The sequence below is a fragment of the Stappia sp. WLB 29 genome (assembly GCF_023507705.1).
Classification (GTDB): domain Bacteria; phylum Pseudomonadota; class Alphaproteobacteria; order Rhizobiales; family Stappiaceae; genus Stappia.
Genome location: NZ_JALBGD010000002.1, coordinates 106,499 through 122,459, shown reverse-complemented (window position 1 = coordinate 122,459; position 15,961 = coordinate 106,499). Strand labels below are relative to the sequence as shown.

The following is a 15,961-nucleotide window of genomic DNA, read 5'->3' as shown; positions in this document are numbered from 1 at the left end:
TAGCCCGCTGCCGTGAAGGCAAGCTTAATCCCCGGCGCCTTTCGCTCCCTGCCCGTTGCGGGCAGGTCGGAATGGTAGGGGCGATTCGCAGTCAATGCATCGTTATTTGTACGGGTTGGTAATTTATGTGCAAACCGCGTTCCGCGGCCGTGCATCGGGCCTTGCGAAATTGGCGGGAACAAGAGGCATTCACGGAGAAAAAACGAAGGGGCACGGATCCCGTGCCCCTTTGCTGTCTCGCTGTCTCCGAAGCGCGCCCATCCGGCACCTTGCGGGAGACATTGTCTGGACGGACCTGCCGGTCAGGCGTCGTTCGCCGGACCGTTCATGCCGAGCGCATGCATGTAGAGGTCGAGGATCGCGTCTTCTTCCTCGCGCTCATGCGGCTGCTTCTTGCGAAGCGAGATCACCTTGCGCAGGATCTTGACGTCGAAGCCGGTGCCCTTGGCTTCCGCGTAGACATCCTTGATGTCGTCCGAGATCACCTTCTTCTCTTCCTCGAGACGCTCGATGCGCTCGACAAATGCACGCAGCTGGTCGCCGGCGACGCCGCCTGGATCGGACATGGGTACTCGTCTCCTTCATGGGTGCGGGCCGGACGGCCTGCGGATCGGGGTGATGAAGTGGGGCCGGGAGGCGGAACGCCTCCCGTGATGCCGATCTGCATGCGCGGAAAATCGGGCGGATGCAAGACCGGGGAACGAAAACGGAACGATATTCACATGGGCCGCGCCGCCTTACTCCTGCGGGCGGGCCTTTTCGAAGGCGGCCTGCTGCTCCGCGCTCGCCTCGTTCTGGTAGAGGTCCTTCCACTGCGAATACGGCATGCCGTAGACGATCTCGCGCGCCCCCTCCTTGTCGAGGGCGACGCCCTTTTCGGTCGCCGCGTCCAGATACCAGTTGGACAGGCAGTTCCGGCAGAAGCCGGCAAGGTTCATCATGTCGATGTTCTGCACGTCGGTGCGCTTGCGCAGATGCGAGACCAGCCGGCGGAATGCTGCCGCCTCCAGTTCCGTGCGCGTTGCCTCGTCGATTTCGGCCATCTGCTTCTCCATCTCTCGCAGCCCGGTCTCTCGCAGGATCCGGCCGCTCAGTCGCAGCGCGATCCGTAGTGGCGGATCGTGTCGAGGTCCGGCGCTTCCCTCAGCACCTTCGCGACCAGCGGCACCAGCCGCTGCGTCCAGGCCTCGATGCCGGCCGCATCCTTGATCAGGTCCTGGCGGACCTCCAGCAGCGCATGCGCCAGCCCTCGCGCCGTACCATGCCGGTACATGCAGTCGTTCTTCAAGGCCCCGTCATAGGGCTCGTTGTCGCCCACCACCAGATCGGGATCGGAGCGCAATGCGTCAAGCAGCGGCAGCGCGAAACGCGGATCGCTGTCCCACAGGATGCCCGCATGCCAGGGCCGCGGCACCCCGCGCCAGACAGCCGTGTAGCTGTGGATCGACAGGATCGCCGGGGGATGGCCCTCCGCGGTCGCCGCGTCGATCTCCGCCGCCACCGCCTCGTGGTAGGGCCTGTGATAGGTGACGAGCCGGTGCTGGCGCTCGGCCGCATCGTGCGTCGCATTGCCCGGCACCACCGAGCCGTCCGACAGGCGCATCACCAGCGTCGGATCGTCCTCTCCCCGGTTCGGATCGATCAGCAGCCGCGAATAGGTGGTCATCAAGGCCGGCACGCCGAAGGCCTGCGCCAGTCCCAGCGTCAGTTCGCGCACGCCGATATCGTAGGCGATGTGGCGCGAGAACTCGCTTTGCGGCAGGCCGAGCGAGCCATAAGCGGCCGGCAACTGGTTGCTGGCATGGTCGCAGAGCAGCAGCAGCCCGCGCGAACGGTCGCCCTCGACCTTCTCGAACGGCGTCTCGTCGGGGGATTTCGGGGCAGGAAACCGGCTCTCGGCCATCTCGGCTCCGTTTGGCATCGCCGCCCTCCTGCAGCTCACCGCCGGGCGGCGGGGCCGGCAAGGGGGCGCAGGGGGCTTGCAGGGTTCGGGTCCCGCTGTGCACCATATCCGGCGTCCGCTTTCAACCGCATTTTCGCCCTTGCCTGCCGATAAGAGCCATCGGCGATTTCTGGCGAGACAGGCCGGCACCGGATGCCTAATCTCCGCTCGATCCGTTTGCCCGGCAAATACCTGCCGGCGCCGTCCGATAGTGTTCCCCGAGAGCTGTCCCGAAAGACCGCAAGCCATGACCACCGCCCCCGCCCCGCTTGCCGCAGCTCCCGACCAGCGTCTTGTGGTCGCCTTCCTCGCGTTGCTCGCCGGGGCCATCGCCATGGGCGTGTCGCCGGTCTTCGTGCGCCATGCCGATGTCGGCCCCTTCGCCAGCGCCTTCTGGCGCGCCGCCCTCGCCCTGCCGCTGCTGGCCGTGTGGGCGCGGATCGAGCGGCCCGCAGGCGCCCCCGCACCGCGCTGGAACGCGGCGACGCTCGCCGCCGGCGTGCTCTTCGCCGGCGATCTGTTCTTCTGGCACCTGGCGATCATGAACACCACGGCGGCCAACGCGACGCTGCTGGCGACCCTCGCCCCGCTCTGGGTGATGCTGGCCTCCGGCGCGCTGCTCAAGGAGCCGGTGACCCGCGCCATGGCCCTCGGCCTTGCCGCCTGCCTTCTCGGCGCGGCCCTGCTGATCGGCAGCAGCTTCGCCTTCGCGCCCGAACGCCTCACCGGCGACGTCTACGGCGTCGTCACCTCGATCTTCTTCGGCAGCTATTTCATCGCCATGCGCTTTGCCCGGCGCGGCAGCACCGGCATGACCCCCGGCCTGCTGGTCTATCGCAGCTCGCTCATCACCGCCGCCGTCCTCTTCGTCGTCGCCTTGATGCTGGAGGAGACCATCCTGCCCGCCTCCCTGACCGGCATCGTCATGCTGGTCTCGCTCGGCGTCGTCGCCCACGCCCTCGGCCAGGGCCTGCTCGCCTTCGCCCTCGGCTCCCTGTCGGCCGGCTTTTCCGCGCTGGTCATCTTCCTGGAGGCGGTTGCCGCCGCTGCCGTCGGCTATCTCTTCCTCGGCGAGAGCATCGGCCCGGCCCAGGCGCTCGGCGGCGCCGTCATCCTCGCCGGCATCTACATCGCCCGCCCGCGCGCCGCGCCCGTCCCGGTCGCCCCCGTCACCGCTCCGATCCGACCCGCCACCCCGACCCGCGAGGCAGAATGACCGACCTTCCCGCCATGCGTGCCCTGCTGCAGGACCTGTTCGCCGCCGCCGTCGATGCCGCCCGCGCCGAGACCTGCCTGCCGCCGCACCTGCCCGCCCCCGCCGAGGGCGGCCGCATCGTGCTGCTCGGCGCCGGCAAGGCCGCCGGGGCCATGATGAAGGTGGCGGAAAACCATTATCGCGAGGCCTGTGGCCTCGGCCCGGACCGGCTCGTCGGCCTCGGCGTCACCCGCCACGGCTACGGTCAGGAAACGCAGTTCATCGAGATGGTCGAGGCCGGCCACCCGGTGCCCAACCAGGCCGGGATCGACGCCACGCGCCGCACGCTGGAACTGGCAGCGGCGGCCCGCCCGGGCGACCATATCGTCGTGCTCCTGTCCGGCGGCGGCTCGGCCAACTGGATCGCCCCGGTCGAGGGCCTGTCGCTCGCCGACAAGCAGGCGCTGACCCGCGCGCTGCTGCGCTCGGGCGCCACCATCGAGCAGATCAACACCGTCCGCCGCCATCTCTCCCGCATCAAGGGCGGCCGCCTTGCCGCCGCCCGGCCTGAAGGCGTTCCGATGACGACGCTCGCCGTCTCCGACGTGCCGCGCGACGAGCCCATCGCCATCGCCTCCGGCCCGACCGTCGCCGATCCGACGACGCTGGCCGACGCCCGCGCCCTCGTCGCCCGCTATGCGCCGGACGCGCCCGCAAGCGTCCATGCCGCGCTGGCCGATCCGGCCAACGAGACGCCGAAGCCCGGCGACCCGCTGTTTGCCGGCACGAGGTTCGAGATCGTCGCCCGCCCCGCCCTGTCGCTGGAGCGTGCCGCGACGATCGCCCGCGAGGCGGGCTTGGAGCCGGTGCTGCTCGGCGACAGCCTGGAAGGCGAGGCGCGCGAGGTCGCGGCCGAGCATGCCCGCATGGCCCGCGAGATCGCCGAGACCGGCCGGCGTGCCGTTCTGCTGTCGGGCGGCGAGCTTACCGTGACGATCCGCGGCGAGGGCCGCGGCGGTCCCAACCAGGAATATGCGCTTGCCCTCGCCCTCGCCCTGGAGGGCGCCCCCGGCATCGCCGCGGTTGCGGGCGACACGGACGGCACGGATGGCGGTGCAGGTTCGGCAGATGATCCGGCCGGCGCCTTGGTCGACGAGACCACGCTCGCCCGCGCCGCAAGGTCAGGTCATGATGCCGCCGCATTTCTGGAGAGAAACGACAGCACCGGTTTCTTCGCTCATCTCGGGGATCTGCTGAGACCCGGGCCAACCTATACCAACGTCAACGACTTCCGGGCCGTCCTCATTGACAAGGCGGAAGCCCGTCGGTCATAAGATGACGCGCATGGTCGTGGCACGAGTAATCGAATGATGAAAAAGGCCGAGAGGCAACGGCAAACCACGGCAGTCAGAACGATCCGGCTGGGCCTTGCATCCTGCGGCGCGATGGCGCTCGCACTGTCGGCTTTCAGTGTTCTCGGCGCGACGCCGGCCCATGCCGAGCTGCGCCTTTGCAACAAGACGGAAAGCCAGGTCGGCGTGGCCATCGGCTATCGCGAGGAAGCCGACTGGGTCACCGAAGGCTGGTGGAACCTGCCGGCAAATTCCTGTGAAACGTTGGTGGCGGGCTCGCTCGTGTCACGTTTCTATTATATCTATGCGGTGGATTACGATCAGTTCGGGGAATGGGGCGGCCGCGCCTTCATGTGCACCCGCGAGAAGGAATTCACCATCCGGGGTATCGAGGACTGCGTCGCCCGCGGCTTCGAGCGGACCGGATTCTTCGAGATCGATACGGGCGAGCAAGCCAGCTGGACGGTCCAGCTGACAGAGCCCGTGCAAGGGGGGACAGGCGGACAATGAAGCGTGACAGGCGGGTCAAGATTCTAGCGACACTCGGACCCTCCTCCTCGGATCCGCAAACGATCGAGAAGCTCTACACCGCCGGTGCCGACGTCTTCCGCATCAACATGAGTCACACCGACCATCCGCGCCTGCATGCGCTGGTGGCGATGATTCGCGAGATCGAGGCGAAGATCGGCCGGCCGATCGGCATTCTCGCCGACCTCCAGGGTCCCAAGCTCCGCGTCGGCACCTTCGAGGGCGATGCGGTGACGCTGGAGAACGGCGCGAGCTTCACCCTCGACAGCGACAAGACGCCGGGCACTGCCGCGCGCGTCCACCTTCCCCATCGCGAGATCCTCCAGGCGCTCGAGCCGGGCCACCGCCTGCTGCTCGACGACGGCAAGATCCGCCTGCGCGTCACCTCCTGCACCAAGACCAGCGCCGATACGATCGTCGAGGTCGGCGGCAAGCTGTCCAACCGCAAGGGCGTCAGCGTTCCCGACACGGAGATCCCGGTCGGCGCGCTCACCGACAAGGACCGCAAGGATCTCGATGCCGCGCTGGAAGCCAACGTCGACTGGATCGCGCTGTCCTTCATCCAGCGCCCCGACGACCTTGCCGACGTGCGCAAGGTGACGCGCGGCCGCGCCGGCATCCTCGCCAAGATCGAGAAGCCCCAGGCCATCGAGCGGCTGAGCGAGATCATCGACCTGTCCGACGCGCTGATGGTCGCCCGCGGCGATCTCGGCGTCGAGATGCCGCTGGAGCAGGTTCCCGGCCTGCAGAAGCAGATCGTCCGCGCCTGCCGCCGTGCCGGCAAGCCGGTGGTCGTCGCCACCCAGATGCTGGAATCGATGATCACCGCCCCGGTGCCGACCCGCGCCGAGGTCTCCGACGTCGCCACCGCCGTGTTCGAGGGCGCCGACGCGGTGATGCTCTCCGCCGAATCGGCCGCCGGCCAGTTCCCGGTCGAGGCCGTCGCCACCATGGACCGCATCGCCCGCCAGGTGGAGCGCGACCCGAACTATCGCGGCATCATCCACGCCCAGCGCCAGGAGCCGGAGCCGACCGGCGCCGATGCCATCGCCGCCGCCGCGCGCCAGATCGCCGAGACGCTGAACCTTGCCGCCGTGGTCTGCTACACGACCTCCGGCGCCACCGGGCTGCGCGCCGCGCGCGAGCGCCCCTCCGTGCCGGTCATCGTCATCTCGCCGGTCCTGTCGACCGCCCGCCGTCTGTCGCTGGCCTGGGGCCTGCACTGCGTGGTCTCGGACGACGCCCGCGACGAGAACGACATGGTCGACCGCGCCTGCCAGATCTCCTTCGAGGAAGAACTGGCAAAGCCCGGCCAGCGCATCATCACGACGGCCGGCGTGCCCTTCGGCACCCCCGGCTCGACCAACATGCTGCGCATCGCCTTCATCGGCAGCGACGGTCGCGGCGGCCTCTGATCATCAGCCGCTCGCAGCAGCGGCGGCTTCCGAGCCTCACTCGCTCGCAGCAGCAGCTTTCGACGACGAGACGGCTTCGGCCGTCTCGTTTGCGTTTCGGCCCCCCTCATCGCCCCATCCCGCCTCCGGGAACGCCATCGCCACCACCTTGGCGATCTCCGCCAGCACCGCATCCGTGCGCGTGTGATGCGGCATGTGGCCGGCGCCTTCCAGCGTCACCAGCCAGGCATTGGGCAGGTCCCGCGCCAGCCCGTGCGAATGGATATGCGGATAGACGACGCCGTCCGTCTCGCCGGTGATCACCGCCGCCGGCTGGGCGATCTCGCCGTATCGCAGCGAGGCCGCCTCCACCTCCCCTTTCAGGAAGGCGACGTCCCGTGCATTCGCCCGGAAGGTGTGCGGGCGAAACAGCAGCGGCAGGCCCAGCCGCTCGCCATAGGCGTCCGGCGCCTCGGCCGGGCGGAAGATGCCGTCGATGGCACTCGGGGCGACCAGCGCCGCGCCGAACGGGGCGAGCGTGTGGGAAAACACCGTGCCGGCCACCGGCAGGGCGGCGGCGTCGTAATACCAGTTGGTGCCGCCGGGCCAGGGATGGGTCGCCGGCGCCAGGAACACCAGCCCGGCAAAGAGATCGGGGCGCGCGAGCCCCAGCTGCGCCGCCACCGCCCCGCCCCAGGAATGGCCGACCGCGACCGCCCGCTCGATGGCGAGGCTGTCGGCCAGCCCGGCGATTAACGCCGCCTGGGCCGCCGGACGGTACATCGTATCGCCGCCGCGCTGCGAATACCCGTGGCCGGGCCGGTCGACGAAGATAAGCCGCGCAGCCCTCCCCTGCTCCGCCGGCCGATCCGTCAGCGGGCCGGCCAGCGCCATATGCGGGTCGCGCAGGTTGGCGCTCGCCCCGTGCACGAAGACCAGCGCCGGGTCGCCCGCCCGCCAGCCATCGGGCCGGATGTCGAGATAGTGCAGCCGCACGCCGTCGATCTCGGCGAATTCTCCGATCGGCGGATAGCGCGCCTCCGCCTCGCGCCCGCGCATCTCCGCCAGCAGGGCAAGACCGGAGAGCAGCAGCGCCAGCGCCGACAGCAGGAAAAGGGCAAGGGTGGGCATGGGCGGGCGGGTCCGGCTTTGCGAAGAACGAGCGACAAGGAGGAAGGGCGGGACCGCGAAGGCGCCTCAGATCGGCGAACCGGCGGCCGCCTTTTCCATGTCCTCTACCGCCTTACGCGCGTTTTCGCTGACCGGATGTATCTTCAGCACCTGGCGGAAGGTTTCCAGCGCCTCGTCCTCGCGCCCGATCCGCCGCAGGATGATGCCGAGGCCCGACATCGCGCCCCAGTGGCGCGGCTCCAACGCCAGCACCCGCTCGATATCGACCATCGAGCGGCCGAAATCCTCGCGCAGGTAATTCACCGTCGCGCGCCGGTTCCAGGCTTCGGGAAAATCGGGGGCGAGCCGCACCGTCACGTCGAGCAGGTCGAGCGCCAGCGCATAGTCCTTGGCCTGCATGGCAGCGGCCGCACGAACCATCAGCAGGTCGACCGTCGGGCTGCCAGAGCGCGACCAGATGCGCTGGATGCGGCCGACCAGCGGGCGGGCCGCCTCGCCGCTCGTGACCTTGGCGAGTTCCGCGAACAGCCCGTCGAGTTCGGTCTTCGGCGTCTCGGCGTCGGTCACCGCGGGAGCCGGACCGGACGGCGGCTCGACCTCGGTGGTCGGCGCATCGAAATCGTCGAGCGAGGGGGGCAGCGCCTCCGGAGGAAGCACATCAGGACTTCCCTCCTGCGCCAGCGCGGAGGCGGAAAGACACAGCAGAAAGGCCAACGCCAAAAACGATCGCATCCGGGGAGTATGTCGCCCCGGATGCGATCGTCAATGCCATCGGCAAAATTTGAAAGCTATCGGGCAGGCGCGCGGGGCCTGCCGCCGTGCCTCAGCCCTGGCGGGCCTTGAAGCGCGGAGCCTTCTTGTTGATGATGTAGACGCGTCCCTTGCGGCGAACCATGCGGTTGTCGCGGTGACGGCCCATCAGCGCCTTGAGCGAATTCTTGATCTTCATCGTCTCGTCTCCGTCAACGGTGCCACGTTGGCGGCGGCATCCTCATGTTGCGCCGTGCCTGCCGGCCCGGCTGTCTGCTTGCGGACGATCAAGACCGCCAGGGATCTTCGTCGTCCTGCCGGCTGGCTCCGCCTCCTCGCGCTGGTCCGATAAGAACCGCGCGCCGGGGGCGGTGCCCGATCCGCGTGAGGCAGATGCTGGGAAGCAGCTTACCTTGGCGGCCGTTTGCCGGGCTTTGCCAACTGCCTCGCGATCTCGGCAGTCTGGCGAAGATGGTGGGCGTGACAGGGATTGAACCTGTGACCCCTACGATGTCAACGTAGTGCTCTCCCGCTGAGCTACACGCCCGAAACTCTTCGATCCGGCAAGCTGCCGGAAGGCCGACGCCGACGGGACGGCGCGGTGGGATGCGATATAGCGGGCTTCGATTTTCGGTGCAAGCCCTTCTCGCAAACTAAATTGCCGCTGTCCCGCGCCCGCTCGCGCGCGGTGGAAAACCTGTTGAGAGGCGGACGGGAGACCGCTCAGGCGGCCAGCATGCGCTCCACTTCCAGCACCAGATCCTTCAGGTGGAAGGGCTTGGACAGCACCTTGGCATCCTTGGGGGCCTGGGAGTCCGGGTTCAGCGCCACCGCGGCGAAGCCGGTGATGAACATCACCTTCAGGTCCGGGTCGAGCTGCGTCGCGCGCCGCGCCAGCTCGATGCCGTCCATCTCCGGCATGACGATGTCGGTCAGCAGCAGGGAGAAAGGCTCCTCGCGCAGGCGCTCATAGGCGCTCTTGCCGTTGTCGAAGGACACGACGTCGTAACCGGCCTTTTGCAGCGCCTTGGCAAGGAAGCGCCGCATGTCGTTGTCGTCTTCCGCAAGTAGGATCCGTGTCATTCGTTGCTTCGTCCCGCTTCGCTCGGCGAATCCGCTGGGCGTTTCGCATTCCGGGCGCCGGCCGCTGCATCGCGCGCCCGAAGGTCCCGTTTTGGCACATCTTTCGGATCGTTATAAGGCCGAATGACGGTAAACATCCAGTGAAAGCGGCGTCCCGCCATCCGGCCGCGCCGGTTACCCACCGCCCGTGTGGACATTAACGCCGATTCGGGGGCTAATAGGAAAATTCAACGAGGCGGCCGGCGGGCGGAGAGCGTGAATATGCAGGTGGTGAGCGGGTTCGAGGACACGAAGCCTTTCGAAGTCCTGCAGCCGGCACAGCAATCCGCACCCTTCGTGTTCAACTCGCCCCATTCCGGGCGGCACTACCCGCTTGCCTTCCTGCAGGCCTCGCGGCTCGACGCCCTGGCGATCCGCCGCTCCGAGGATGCCTTCGTCGACGAGCTGTTCTCCGGCGTCGTCGAGCTCGGCGCCCCGCTGCTCTGCGCCCGCTTCCCGCGCGCCTATCTCGACGTCAACCGCGAGCCCTACGAGCTCGACCCGAAGATGTACGAGGACCGGCTGCCGCCTTACGCCAACAGCCGCTCGATCCGCGTCGCCGGCGGGCTCGGCACCATCGCCCGCGTCGTCGGCGAGGCGCAGGAGATCTATCGCACCCGCCTCACCGTGCGCGAGGCGCTCGACCGCATCGAGACGATCTACAAGCCCTACCACCAGACCCTGCGCCGCCTGCTGGCACGCACCCATGTCGCCTTCGGCCATGCGGTGCTGATCGACTGCCATTCCATGCCCTCGACGATCCGCAGCAGCGACAACGGCCCGCGCCCCGACTTCATCCTGGGCGACCGCTACGGCACCAGCTGCGCCCGCTCGGTGATCGACCAGGCAACGGACATCCTGCGCGGCATGGGCTACACGGTGGCGCGCAACAAGCCCTATGCCGGCGGCTTCATCACCGAGCATTACGGCCGTCCGGCCAAGGGGCTTCACGCCCTGCAGGTGGAGATCAACCGCAGCCTCTACATGGACGAGGCGCGCACGGACCGCAGCTCCGGCTTTGCCGAGCTGTCCCGCGACATGCGCCGCTTCTGCGAGGAGCTGGTGGCCGGCACGGATGCCGATCTCGCACCGGACGCGCTGGCGGCCGAATAGCCGTCCCCGACCGCTCGAAACGCCACGATCGCACACTTGCCTGAGCGGCCAGAAAAAAGGGCCGCTCTCTTGCGAGGCGGCCCGAGTCTAGGGAGGAAACGCCCAAGGAGGGCGGCGCGACACGGCAAGCCATATCGCACTGCAACAAGTTTCCATCGCGGCGCACAAAAGTCAATATGGCATCCGGATTTTTCTCGCCTGCAGCAGCGCGAATATCGGAAAATTACATACTTTTCAAATACCTATGCTTTAATAAATCTTCTTGAATAATTCGTCTGAGGCCCCGATTCCGGCACTCCGACCCGCTCAAAAGTGCGCCACATCCTCATTTGCCTATAATTTCATCAACTGCTCCGCGCCGGCGCTTCGCCCCGCAGAGATTGCCCGTTCGCCGTTCCCGCGCTATTGCGGGCAGGATCTTTCGCCTACACGCCGCCCCTCTCCCCGCCCTTGCTCCGGAAGGACCCGCCCATGCCCACCTCCGACGATCTCGCCGCCTTCTCGGCCGAGCTGTGCCAGGCCTCCGCCGCCGCCATCCTTCCGCATTTCCGCGCGGCCCTGTCGGTGGAGAACAAGCTGGCCGAGGGCTTCGATCCGGTGACGGTCGCCGACCGGGCCGGCGAGGAGGCCTTGCGGGCGCTGATCGAGGCGCGCTTTCCGCAGCACGGCATCCTCGGCGAGGAGCACGGCAGTGTCCGTCTCGACGCCGAGCATGTCTGGGTGCTCGATCCCATCGACGGCACCCGCGCCTTCATCTGCGGCCTGCCGACCTGGGGCACGCTGGTCGGCCTGACGCGCGGCGGCAAGCCGGTCTTCGGCGTCATGGACCAGCCCTACGTGGAGGAGCGGTTCGTCGGAGATTGCGAACAGGCCTGGCTGGTCAACCGCGAGGGCACCCGCCCCCTTTCCACCCGTCCTTGCGCGGACCTCGCACAGGCGATCATGTGCACCACCCATCCCGGCCTGTTCCGGGGCGCCGAGGCGGACGCCTACCGGCGGATCGAGGGCGCCGTGCGCACCGCCCGCTACGGCACCGATTGCTACGGCTATGCGATGGTCGCCAGCGGCCAGGTCGACCTCGTCGTCGAGACCGGCCTGCAGCCCTACGACATCGTCGCGCTGGCCCCGATCATCGAGGGCGCCGGCGGCGTGGTGACCGACTGGCGCGGCGGCTCGCCGGCGAATGGCGGCCAGATCGTCGCCTCCGGCGATCCGGCGCTGCATGAAAAGGTGCTGGAGATCCTCGCCTCCGCCGCTCAGTAGCTCCAGGCGCCGACCGGCTCGCCGTCTGCGACGAAGGCGTCGAAGGCGGCCAGGAACTGGTCGCGGTGGAAATCGTCTTCCATCAGCAGTTCGTGGCGCGAGCCGGCGATTTCCAGATAGCGGCAGGAGCGGGTCTGGCGGGCGAAGCGCTCGCTTTCCCGCGACGAGACGATGCGGTCGCCGGTCGAGGCGACCAGCAGCACCGGCACCTGCAGCGAGGGGCCGAAATCGGGCTCGAAGAACCGCGTCATCGCCCGGCAGGCCGCCGCCAGCCAGTCGATGGTCGGCGCCCCGATCTCCAGGTCCGGATGGGCGGTGAGCACCGCCTCGTTGCGGCGGAAGCGGAACTCGTCGCTGGTGAGCGGATTGCCCTCGAACGGCATGTGGAACTTGTCCGTGCCGCCGGGCACGAAGGCCGTGCCGAGGCCGATGGAGGACAGCGCCGCCGACAGCGGGCAGATCACCTTTTGCGGCAGCCCGACCTTGCCGAGGCCGATCAGCGGCGCCGACAGCACCGCCCGCTCGATGCGGGTGCGCAGCCGTTCGGCCGCCAGCAGCAGCACCGCGCCGCCGGTCGAATGGGCGAGCACGTGGTGCGGGCCGGGCATGGCGGCGAGCGTCACCTTGCTCATCACCGTGTCGAGGTCCGTGACGAAATCGGCGAAATCGTCCACATGGCCGCGCCGCGGATTGGAGAGCAGGCGCTGCGACCCGCCCTGGCCGCGCCAGTCGAAGGTGACGACGGCGAAGCCGCGGGCGCGCAGGTCGGCGACGGTCTCGAAATATTTCTCGATGAACTCGGCCCGGCCCTGCAGCAGCGTCACCGTGCCCTTGAGCGGGCTGCGGTCGGGCATCCAGCGCGCGGTGCGCAGGCGGATACCGTCGGGCGTCGTCACCTGCTGGCAGATCGCTCCGGCGGGCACCGGGTTTTCCGGATGATCGTAGAGCTCCATTGCCACCGCGTCGCGCTCCAAAACGTTCCGGCCGATCTTCCGGCATCGCAGCCGGCGTCGCCGCAAATCCTGCGATCCCCGTGCTCTGACCCATACAGGAGCGGGGCCGCCGGCTCAACTCCGGCGACCCCGTTCGGGTTCCTGCAGGCAGGCAAGCCGGCTGCGATTACAGGCGGCCGTAGCCGCCCCGGCCGTGACCGCCCCAGCCGTGACCGCCCCGGTGGCCGATCACGGTGCGGCCGACGACCCGGCCCGAATAGGCATCCACCACCAGGCGCTGCTGGACGCCGCGATAGCCGCGGGCATGGGCGACATAGACATGGCCGCGATGACGCAAGCGGCTGATGTTGCGGAAGCCCTGGCGGTGCAGCCGGTTGACGATCTGGCGCGGGCCGAGCCGGTCGAGCCGGTAGCCGCGCCGGTTGTGGCGGTGGCCGACCAGTTGCACCTCGACGCTGGCACCGCTGGAGGCGCCGGCCGGGCCGGAGCCGATGCGGATATCGAGCGCCTGGGCGCTGGGAACGGAAAGGACGACGCCAAGGGCGGCGACGGCGGCAAGAAGCGACTTCCTCATGGATCTGTCTCCTGTTGGGGCGCGTCAGCGCCGGTTGACGATCGGAAAGATGCGCTCTTGCGCGTGAACCCTCCCGGAAGGCTCCGTTCACCTGACGTTCAGGTCGAAAATCCGTTTGCCGCGCCGATCCCGGGCACCCCTTGCCGCCCTCTTGAAAGCCGATTTCGCCCTCCCCATCTCGTAAGTCGCGGGCGCCAAGAACGGGCCCGCATACGGTTCCCCTCCCGGCCATGACGGCGGGACATAGCGGAACCGGCACCATCATCTGTTGCTCAACGAGAGGACACACCGATGCGTCACTTCGATTTCAGCCCGCTCTATCGTTCCACCGTCGGCTTCGACCGCCTGCTCTCCATGCTCGACACCACCACGGGCCAGGAGACGCCGAGCTATCCGCCCTACAATATCGAGCGCACGGGCGAGAACGCCTACCGCATCACCATGGCGGTGGCCGGCTTCGGCGAGGCCGACCTGACGATCGAGGCCAAGGAGCACACGCTCTCGGTCAAGGGCGAGCGCGCCCAGGAGACCGAGGCCGGCGAGGTGCTCTACCGCGGCATCGCCTCGCGCGCCTTCGAGCGCCGCTTCCAGCTCGCCGACCATGTGGAGGTCAAGGGCGCCAGCCTGGAGAACGGCCTGCTGCATATCGACCTTGCCCGCGAGATCCCGGAGGCGATGAAGCCCCGCAAGATCGAGATCGGCAAGGCCGGCCAGAAGCAGATCGAGGGCAGCACCCACTAAAGATCAGGCACTGACACCCGGCAGGCGCGGCCCTCGCGATCCCCCCTCGGCGAGAGACATGCCTGCCCCCCGCGCCCGGCCTTTCCCAAGGTCGGGCGCTTTTCGTTCTGGCCGGCCTTTTCCAAGGCCGGGCGCCTTTCGTTCGGGATGCCCCTTCAGCGCGACAGTTCGAACTGGATCTCGATCCGGTTGTAGCCGGCCTTGCCGCCGCGCCAGTCGTGATAGACTTCCCGGCTCTGGCCCGACAGGTGGTGCCGCGTCTCGCCGACGGCGCGCAGCAAGGGCGCGTAGCCCTGCGTGAACAGGGTCCGGACCGGCCCCAGATGCACGGCGGAAGCGACCATCACCGGCTCCAGATGCAAGAGCTCCAGCGGGCCGTCATAGGCGGCAGCCCCCGCCACCGGCAGGCAGATGCGCCAGTCGAACGCGGTCTTGCCGTCGCGCGGCAGGTTCTGCGCGATGAAGGTCCACGGCCCTGCCGCCGCAAGGCCCGCACGCTCGCGCTCCGCCTCGATCGCCGTCGACAGATCGGCGGCGGCCGACGCCACCTCGGGAATGGTCAGCCGTCGGGCGATCGACAGGACATGCATGTCCTCGGTGGGATGGATCTTCATCGGCAGTCGCTCCGGTCGTCGGGATGGAATCGGCGTGAGGCTAGCCCCGTCCGGCTTTGCGCCAATCCGAAACGCGAAAACGCTTTCCAAATTCCCGGCCAGAAAGCCGCGTGCGGAGAAAATTCTTCCCCGCGGAGCCGCCCCTACCCTCCGGCGACCTCCAGGAAGCGCGCGACCTCCTCGGTCGTCGTCGCAAACGACGTCACCAGCCGCACGCCGGAAAGCCCCTCGCCCGCCTTGATCTCCGGCCATTCGTAGAACGCCGCTCCCGCCTCGCGCAGCCGCGCGATGGTGGCAAGGCTGAGAACCGGGAACACCTCGTTCGCCTCCACCGGATGGGCGAGCGCATGGCCGGAAGCCGCAAGCCCGTCGGCAAGCGCGCTCGCCATCGCGTTGGCGTGCCGGGCGCAGTCCAGCCAGTGATCGTTCTCCAGATAGCCGTCGAGCTGGGCGGCGACGAAGCGCGACTTGGAGAACAGGTGCCCGGCGCGCGAGCGGTGCGCGGCAAGATCGCGCAAGGCGTCCTGGTTGAACACCACGATCGCCTCGGCGCACCAGCAGCCGTTCTTGGTGCCGCCGAAGGAGAGGACGTCGATCCCCGCCTTCCAGGTCATGTCCGCCGGGCTGCATCCCAGATGCACCAGGGCATTGGCGAAGCGCGCGCCGTCCATGTGGCAGACGAGACCGCGTTCCTTCGCCGCCCCTGTCAGCGCCGCCAGTTCGCCGAGCCGGTAGACCGTACCGCACTCGCTCGCCTGGGTCAGGCTCATCGCCACCGGCGTGCCGAAGCGGCTGCCGGCCGGGTGCTTGGCCAGTTCGCGCGACAGCGCGCTTGCGGAGATCCGTCCGTTCCGCGTTTCCACCGGCACCATCTTCATGCCGTGCGAGAAGAACTCCGTCGCCCCCCACTCGTCGCACAGCACATGGGCGGTATCGCTGGTCAGCACCAGCCCGCCGGGCCTTGCGCAGGCCGCCATGGTCAGCGCATTGGCCGCCGTGCCGGTCGCGGTGAACCAGACCGTGAGGTCGTCTTTCTCGAAGATCTCGCGAAACCGGTCGCGAACCTTGAGGGTGAGCGGGTCCGTGCCGTAGGCCGGCGCGGCGCCCGTGTTGTGGCGGAGCATCGCATCCATGACCGGCTGCGAGGCGCCCGCCCAATTGTCGCTGGCGAAGATCATGGCGCGATCTAAGACCGCCGCGCGCGGCCTTGCAAGCCCCGCGCGGCCACCGTCCCCACATGCCCAAAGCCGTGCCGAGAGCCGTGCCGGGAACATTGCCGAGAGCCGTGC

At 68.5% G+C, this 15,961-nt stretch carries 18 protein-coding genes and 1 tRNA gene; 7 read left to right on the top strand and 12 right to left on the bottom strand.

Annotated features, from left to right (window positions below; genetic code table 11):
* Window positions 1-302: 302 nt before the first annotated feature.
* The 3 genes from MNI96_RS03975 to MNI96_RS03965 form a co-directional block, all read right to left on the bottom strand.
* Window positions 303-566, bottom strand: coding sequence for a DUF2312 domain-containing protein (locus MNI96_RS03975; RefSeq protein WP_067218634.1), 264 nt, complete (start codon window positions 564-566; stop codon window positions 303-305).
* Window positions 567-737: 171 nt separating this feature from the next.
* The gene (locus MNI96_RS03970) at window positions 738-1,043 is read right to left on the bottom strand and encodes a DUF1244 domain-containing protein (RefSeq protein ID WP_249690596.1); all 306 of its coding nucleotides are present in this window, start codon (window positions 1,041-1,043) and stop codon (window positions 738-740) included.
* Window positions 1,044-1,090: 47 nt separating this feature from the next.
* Window positions 1,091-1,921, bottom strand: a complete 831-nt coding sequence (locus tag MNI96_RS03965) for an N-formylglutamate amidohydrolase (protein ID WP_249690594.1) — start codon at window positions 1,919-1,921, stop codon at window positions 1,091-1,093.
* A gap of 268 nt (window positions 1,922-2,189) precedes the next feature.
* Here MNI96_RS03965 and MNI96_RS03960 point away from each other — a divergent pair, with 268 nt between their 5' ends.
* The 4 genes from MNI96_RS03960 (at window position 2,190) to pyk (ending at window position 6,432) form a co-directional block, all read left to right on the top strand.
* A complete protein-coding gene (locus MNI96_RS03960; protein ID WP_249690592.1) occupies window positions 2,190-3,158 on the top strand; it encodes a DMT family transporter in 969 nt (322 codons plus the stop codon).
* On the top strand, window positions 3,155-4,471 hold the full coding sequence (locus MNI96_RS03955) for a glycerate kinase type-2 family protein (RefSeq protein WP_502960297.1): 1,317 nt from the start codon (window positions 3,155-3,157) through the stop codon (window positions 4,469-4,471). Before MNI96_RS03960 ends, MNI96_RS03955 begins: the two co-directional genes overlap by 4 nt.
* A gap of 111 nt (window positions 4,472-4,582) precedes the next feature.
* Entirely contained in the window at window positions 4,583-4,999 is a 417-nt protein-coding gene (locus tag MNI96_RS03950) for a DUF1036 domain-containing protein (RefSeq protein ID WP_249691356.1), read from the top strand.
* Window positions 4,996-6,432, top strand: coding sequence for a pyruvate kinase (pyk, locus tag MNI96_RS03945; RefSeq protein WP_249690590.1), 1,437 nt, complete (start codon window positions 4,996-4,998; stop codon window positions 6,430-6,432). Before MNI96_RS03950 ends, pyk begins: the two co-directional genes overlap by 4 nt.
* A 36-nt stretch (window positions 6,433-6,468) precedes the next feature.
* Here pyk and MNI96_RS03940 read toward each other — a convergent pair whose 3' ends face one another.
* From MNI96_RS03940 to cpdR, 5 genes are all read right to left on the bottom strand, one after another.
* Window positions 6,469-7,542: an alpha/beta fold hydrolase gene (locus MNI96_RS03940; RefSeq protein WP_283776329.1), complete on the bottom strand. Its 1,074-nt coding sequence runs from the start codon at window positions 7,540-7,542 to the stop codon at window positions 6,469-6,471.
* Between the two features lie 66 nt (window positions 7,543-7,608).
* Window positions 7,609-8,262, bottom strand: coding sequence for a tetratricopeptide repeat protein (locus MNI96_RS03935; protein ID WP_249690589.1), 654 nt, complete (start codon window positions 8,260-8,262; stop codon window positions 7,609-7,611).
* A 103-nt stretch (window positions 8,263-8,365) separates the two neighbouring features.
* Complete coding sequence (gene ykgO / locus MNI96_RS03930; RefSeq protein ID WP_029059454.1) at window positions 8,366-8,491, bottom strand: type B 50S ribosomal protein L36; 126 nt, start codon at window positions 8,489-8,491, stop codon at window positions 8,366-8,368.
* A gap of 273 nt (window positions 8,492-8,764) precedes the next feature.
* Window positions 8,765-8,839, bottom strand: a tRNA-Val gene (locus MNI96_RS03925).
* Between the two features lie 176 nt (window positions 8,840-9,015).
* Complete coding sequence (gene cpdR, locus MNI96_RS03920; RefSeq protein WP_067218617.1) at window positions 9,016-9,375, bottom strand: cell cycle two-component system response regulator CpdR; 360 nt, start codon at window positions 9,373-9,375, stop codon at window positions 9,016-9,018.
* A gap of 261 nt (window positions 9,376-9,636) precedes the next feature.
* Here cpdR and MNI96_RS03915 point away from each other — a divergent pair, with 261 nt between their 5' ends.
* On the top strand, window positions 9,637-10,527 hold the full coding sequence (locus MNI96_RS03915) for an N-formylglutamate amidohydrolase (RefSeq protein ID WP_249690587.1): 891 nt from the start codon (window positions 9,637-9,639) through the stop codon (window positions 10,525-10,527).
* A gap of 471 nt (window positions 10,528-10,998) precedes the next feature.
* Window positions 10,999-11,790, top strand: coding sequence for a histidinol-phosphatase (gene hisN / locus MNI96_RS03910; protein WP_249690585.1), 792 nt, complete (start codon window positions 10,999-11,001; stop codon window positions 11,788-11,790).
* On the opposite strand, the gene MNI96_RS03905 is transcribed toward hisN, so the two are convergent.
* A complete protein-coding gene (locus MNI96_RS03905; RefSeq protein ID WP_249691352.1) occupies window positions 11,784-12,743 on the bottom strand; it encodes an alpha/beta hydrolase in 960 nt (319 codons plus the stop codon). The genes hisN and MNI96_RS03905 overlap by 7 nt on opposite strands.
* A 166-nt stretch (window positions 12,744-12,909) precedes the next feature.
* The gene (locus MNI96_RS03900; RefSeq protein WP_249690583.1) at window positions 12,910-13,317 is read right to left on the bottom strand and encodes a hypothetical protein; all 408 of its coding nucleotides are present in this window, start codon (window positions 13,315-13,317) and stop codon (window positions 12,910-12,912) included.
* Window positions 13,318-13,608: 291 nt separating this feature from the next.
* Between MNI96_RS03900 and MNI96_RS03895 the strand changes: the two genes are divergently transcribed.
* Window positions 13,609-14,058 carry an Hsp20 family protein gene (locus tag MNI96_RS03895; RefSeq protein ID WP_249690581.1) on the top strand — a complete coding sequence of 150 codons (450 nt, stop codon included), beginning with the start codon at window positions 13,609-13,611 and terminating at the stop codon, window positions 14,056-14,058.
* A 155-nt stretch (window positions 14,059-14,213) separates the two neighbouring features.
* Here MNI96_RS03895 and MNI96_RS03890 read toward each other — a convergent pair whose 3' ends face one another.
* Both MNI96_RS03890 and MNI96_RS03885 read right to left on the bottom strand, forming a co-directional pair.
* Entirely contained in the window at window positions 14,214-14,672 is a 459-nt protein-coding gene (locus tag MNI96_RS03890; RefSeq protein WP_249690579.1) for a GyrI-like domain-containing protein, read from the bottom strand.
* A gap of 143 nt (window positions 14,673-14,815) precedes the next feature.
* The gene (locus MNI96_RS03885) at window positions 14,816-15,850 is read right to left on the bottom strand and encodes a threonine aldolase family protein (RefSeq protein WP_249690577.1); all 1,035 of its coding nucleotides are present in this window, start codon (window positions 15,848-15,850) and stop codon (window positions 14,816-14,818) included.
* Window positions 15,851-15,961 lie beyond the last annotated feature (111 nt).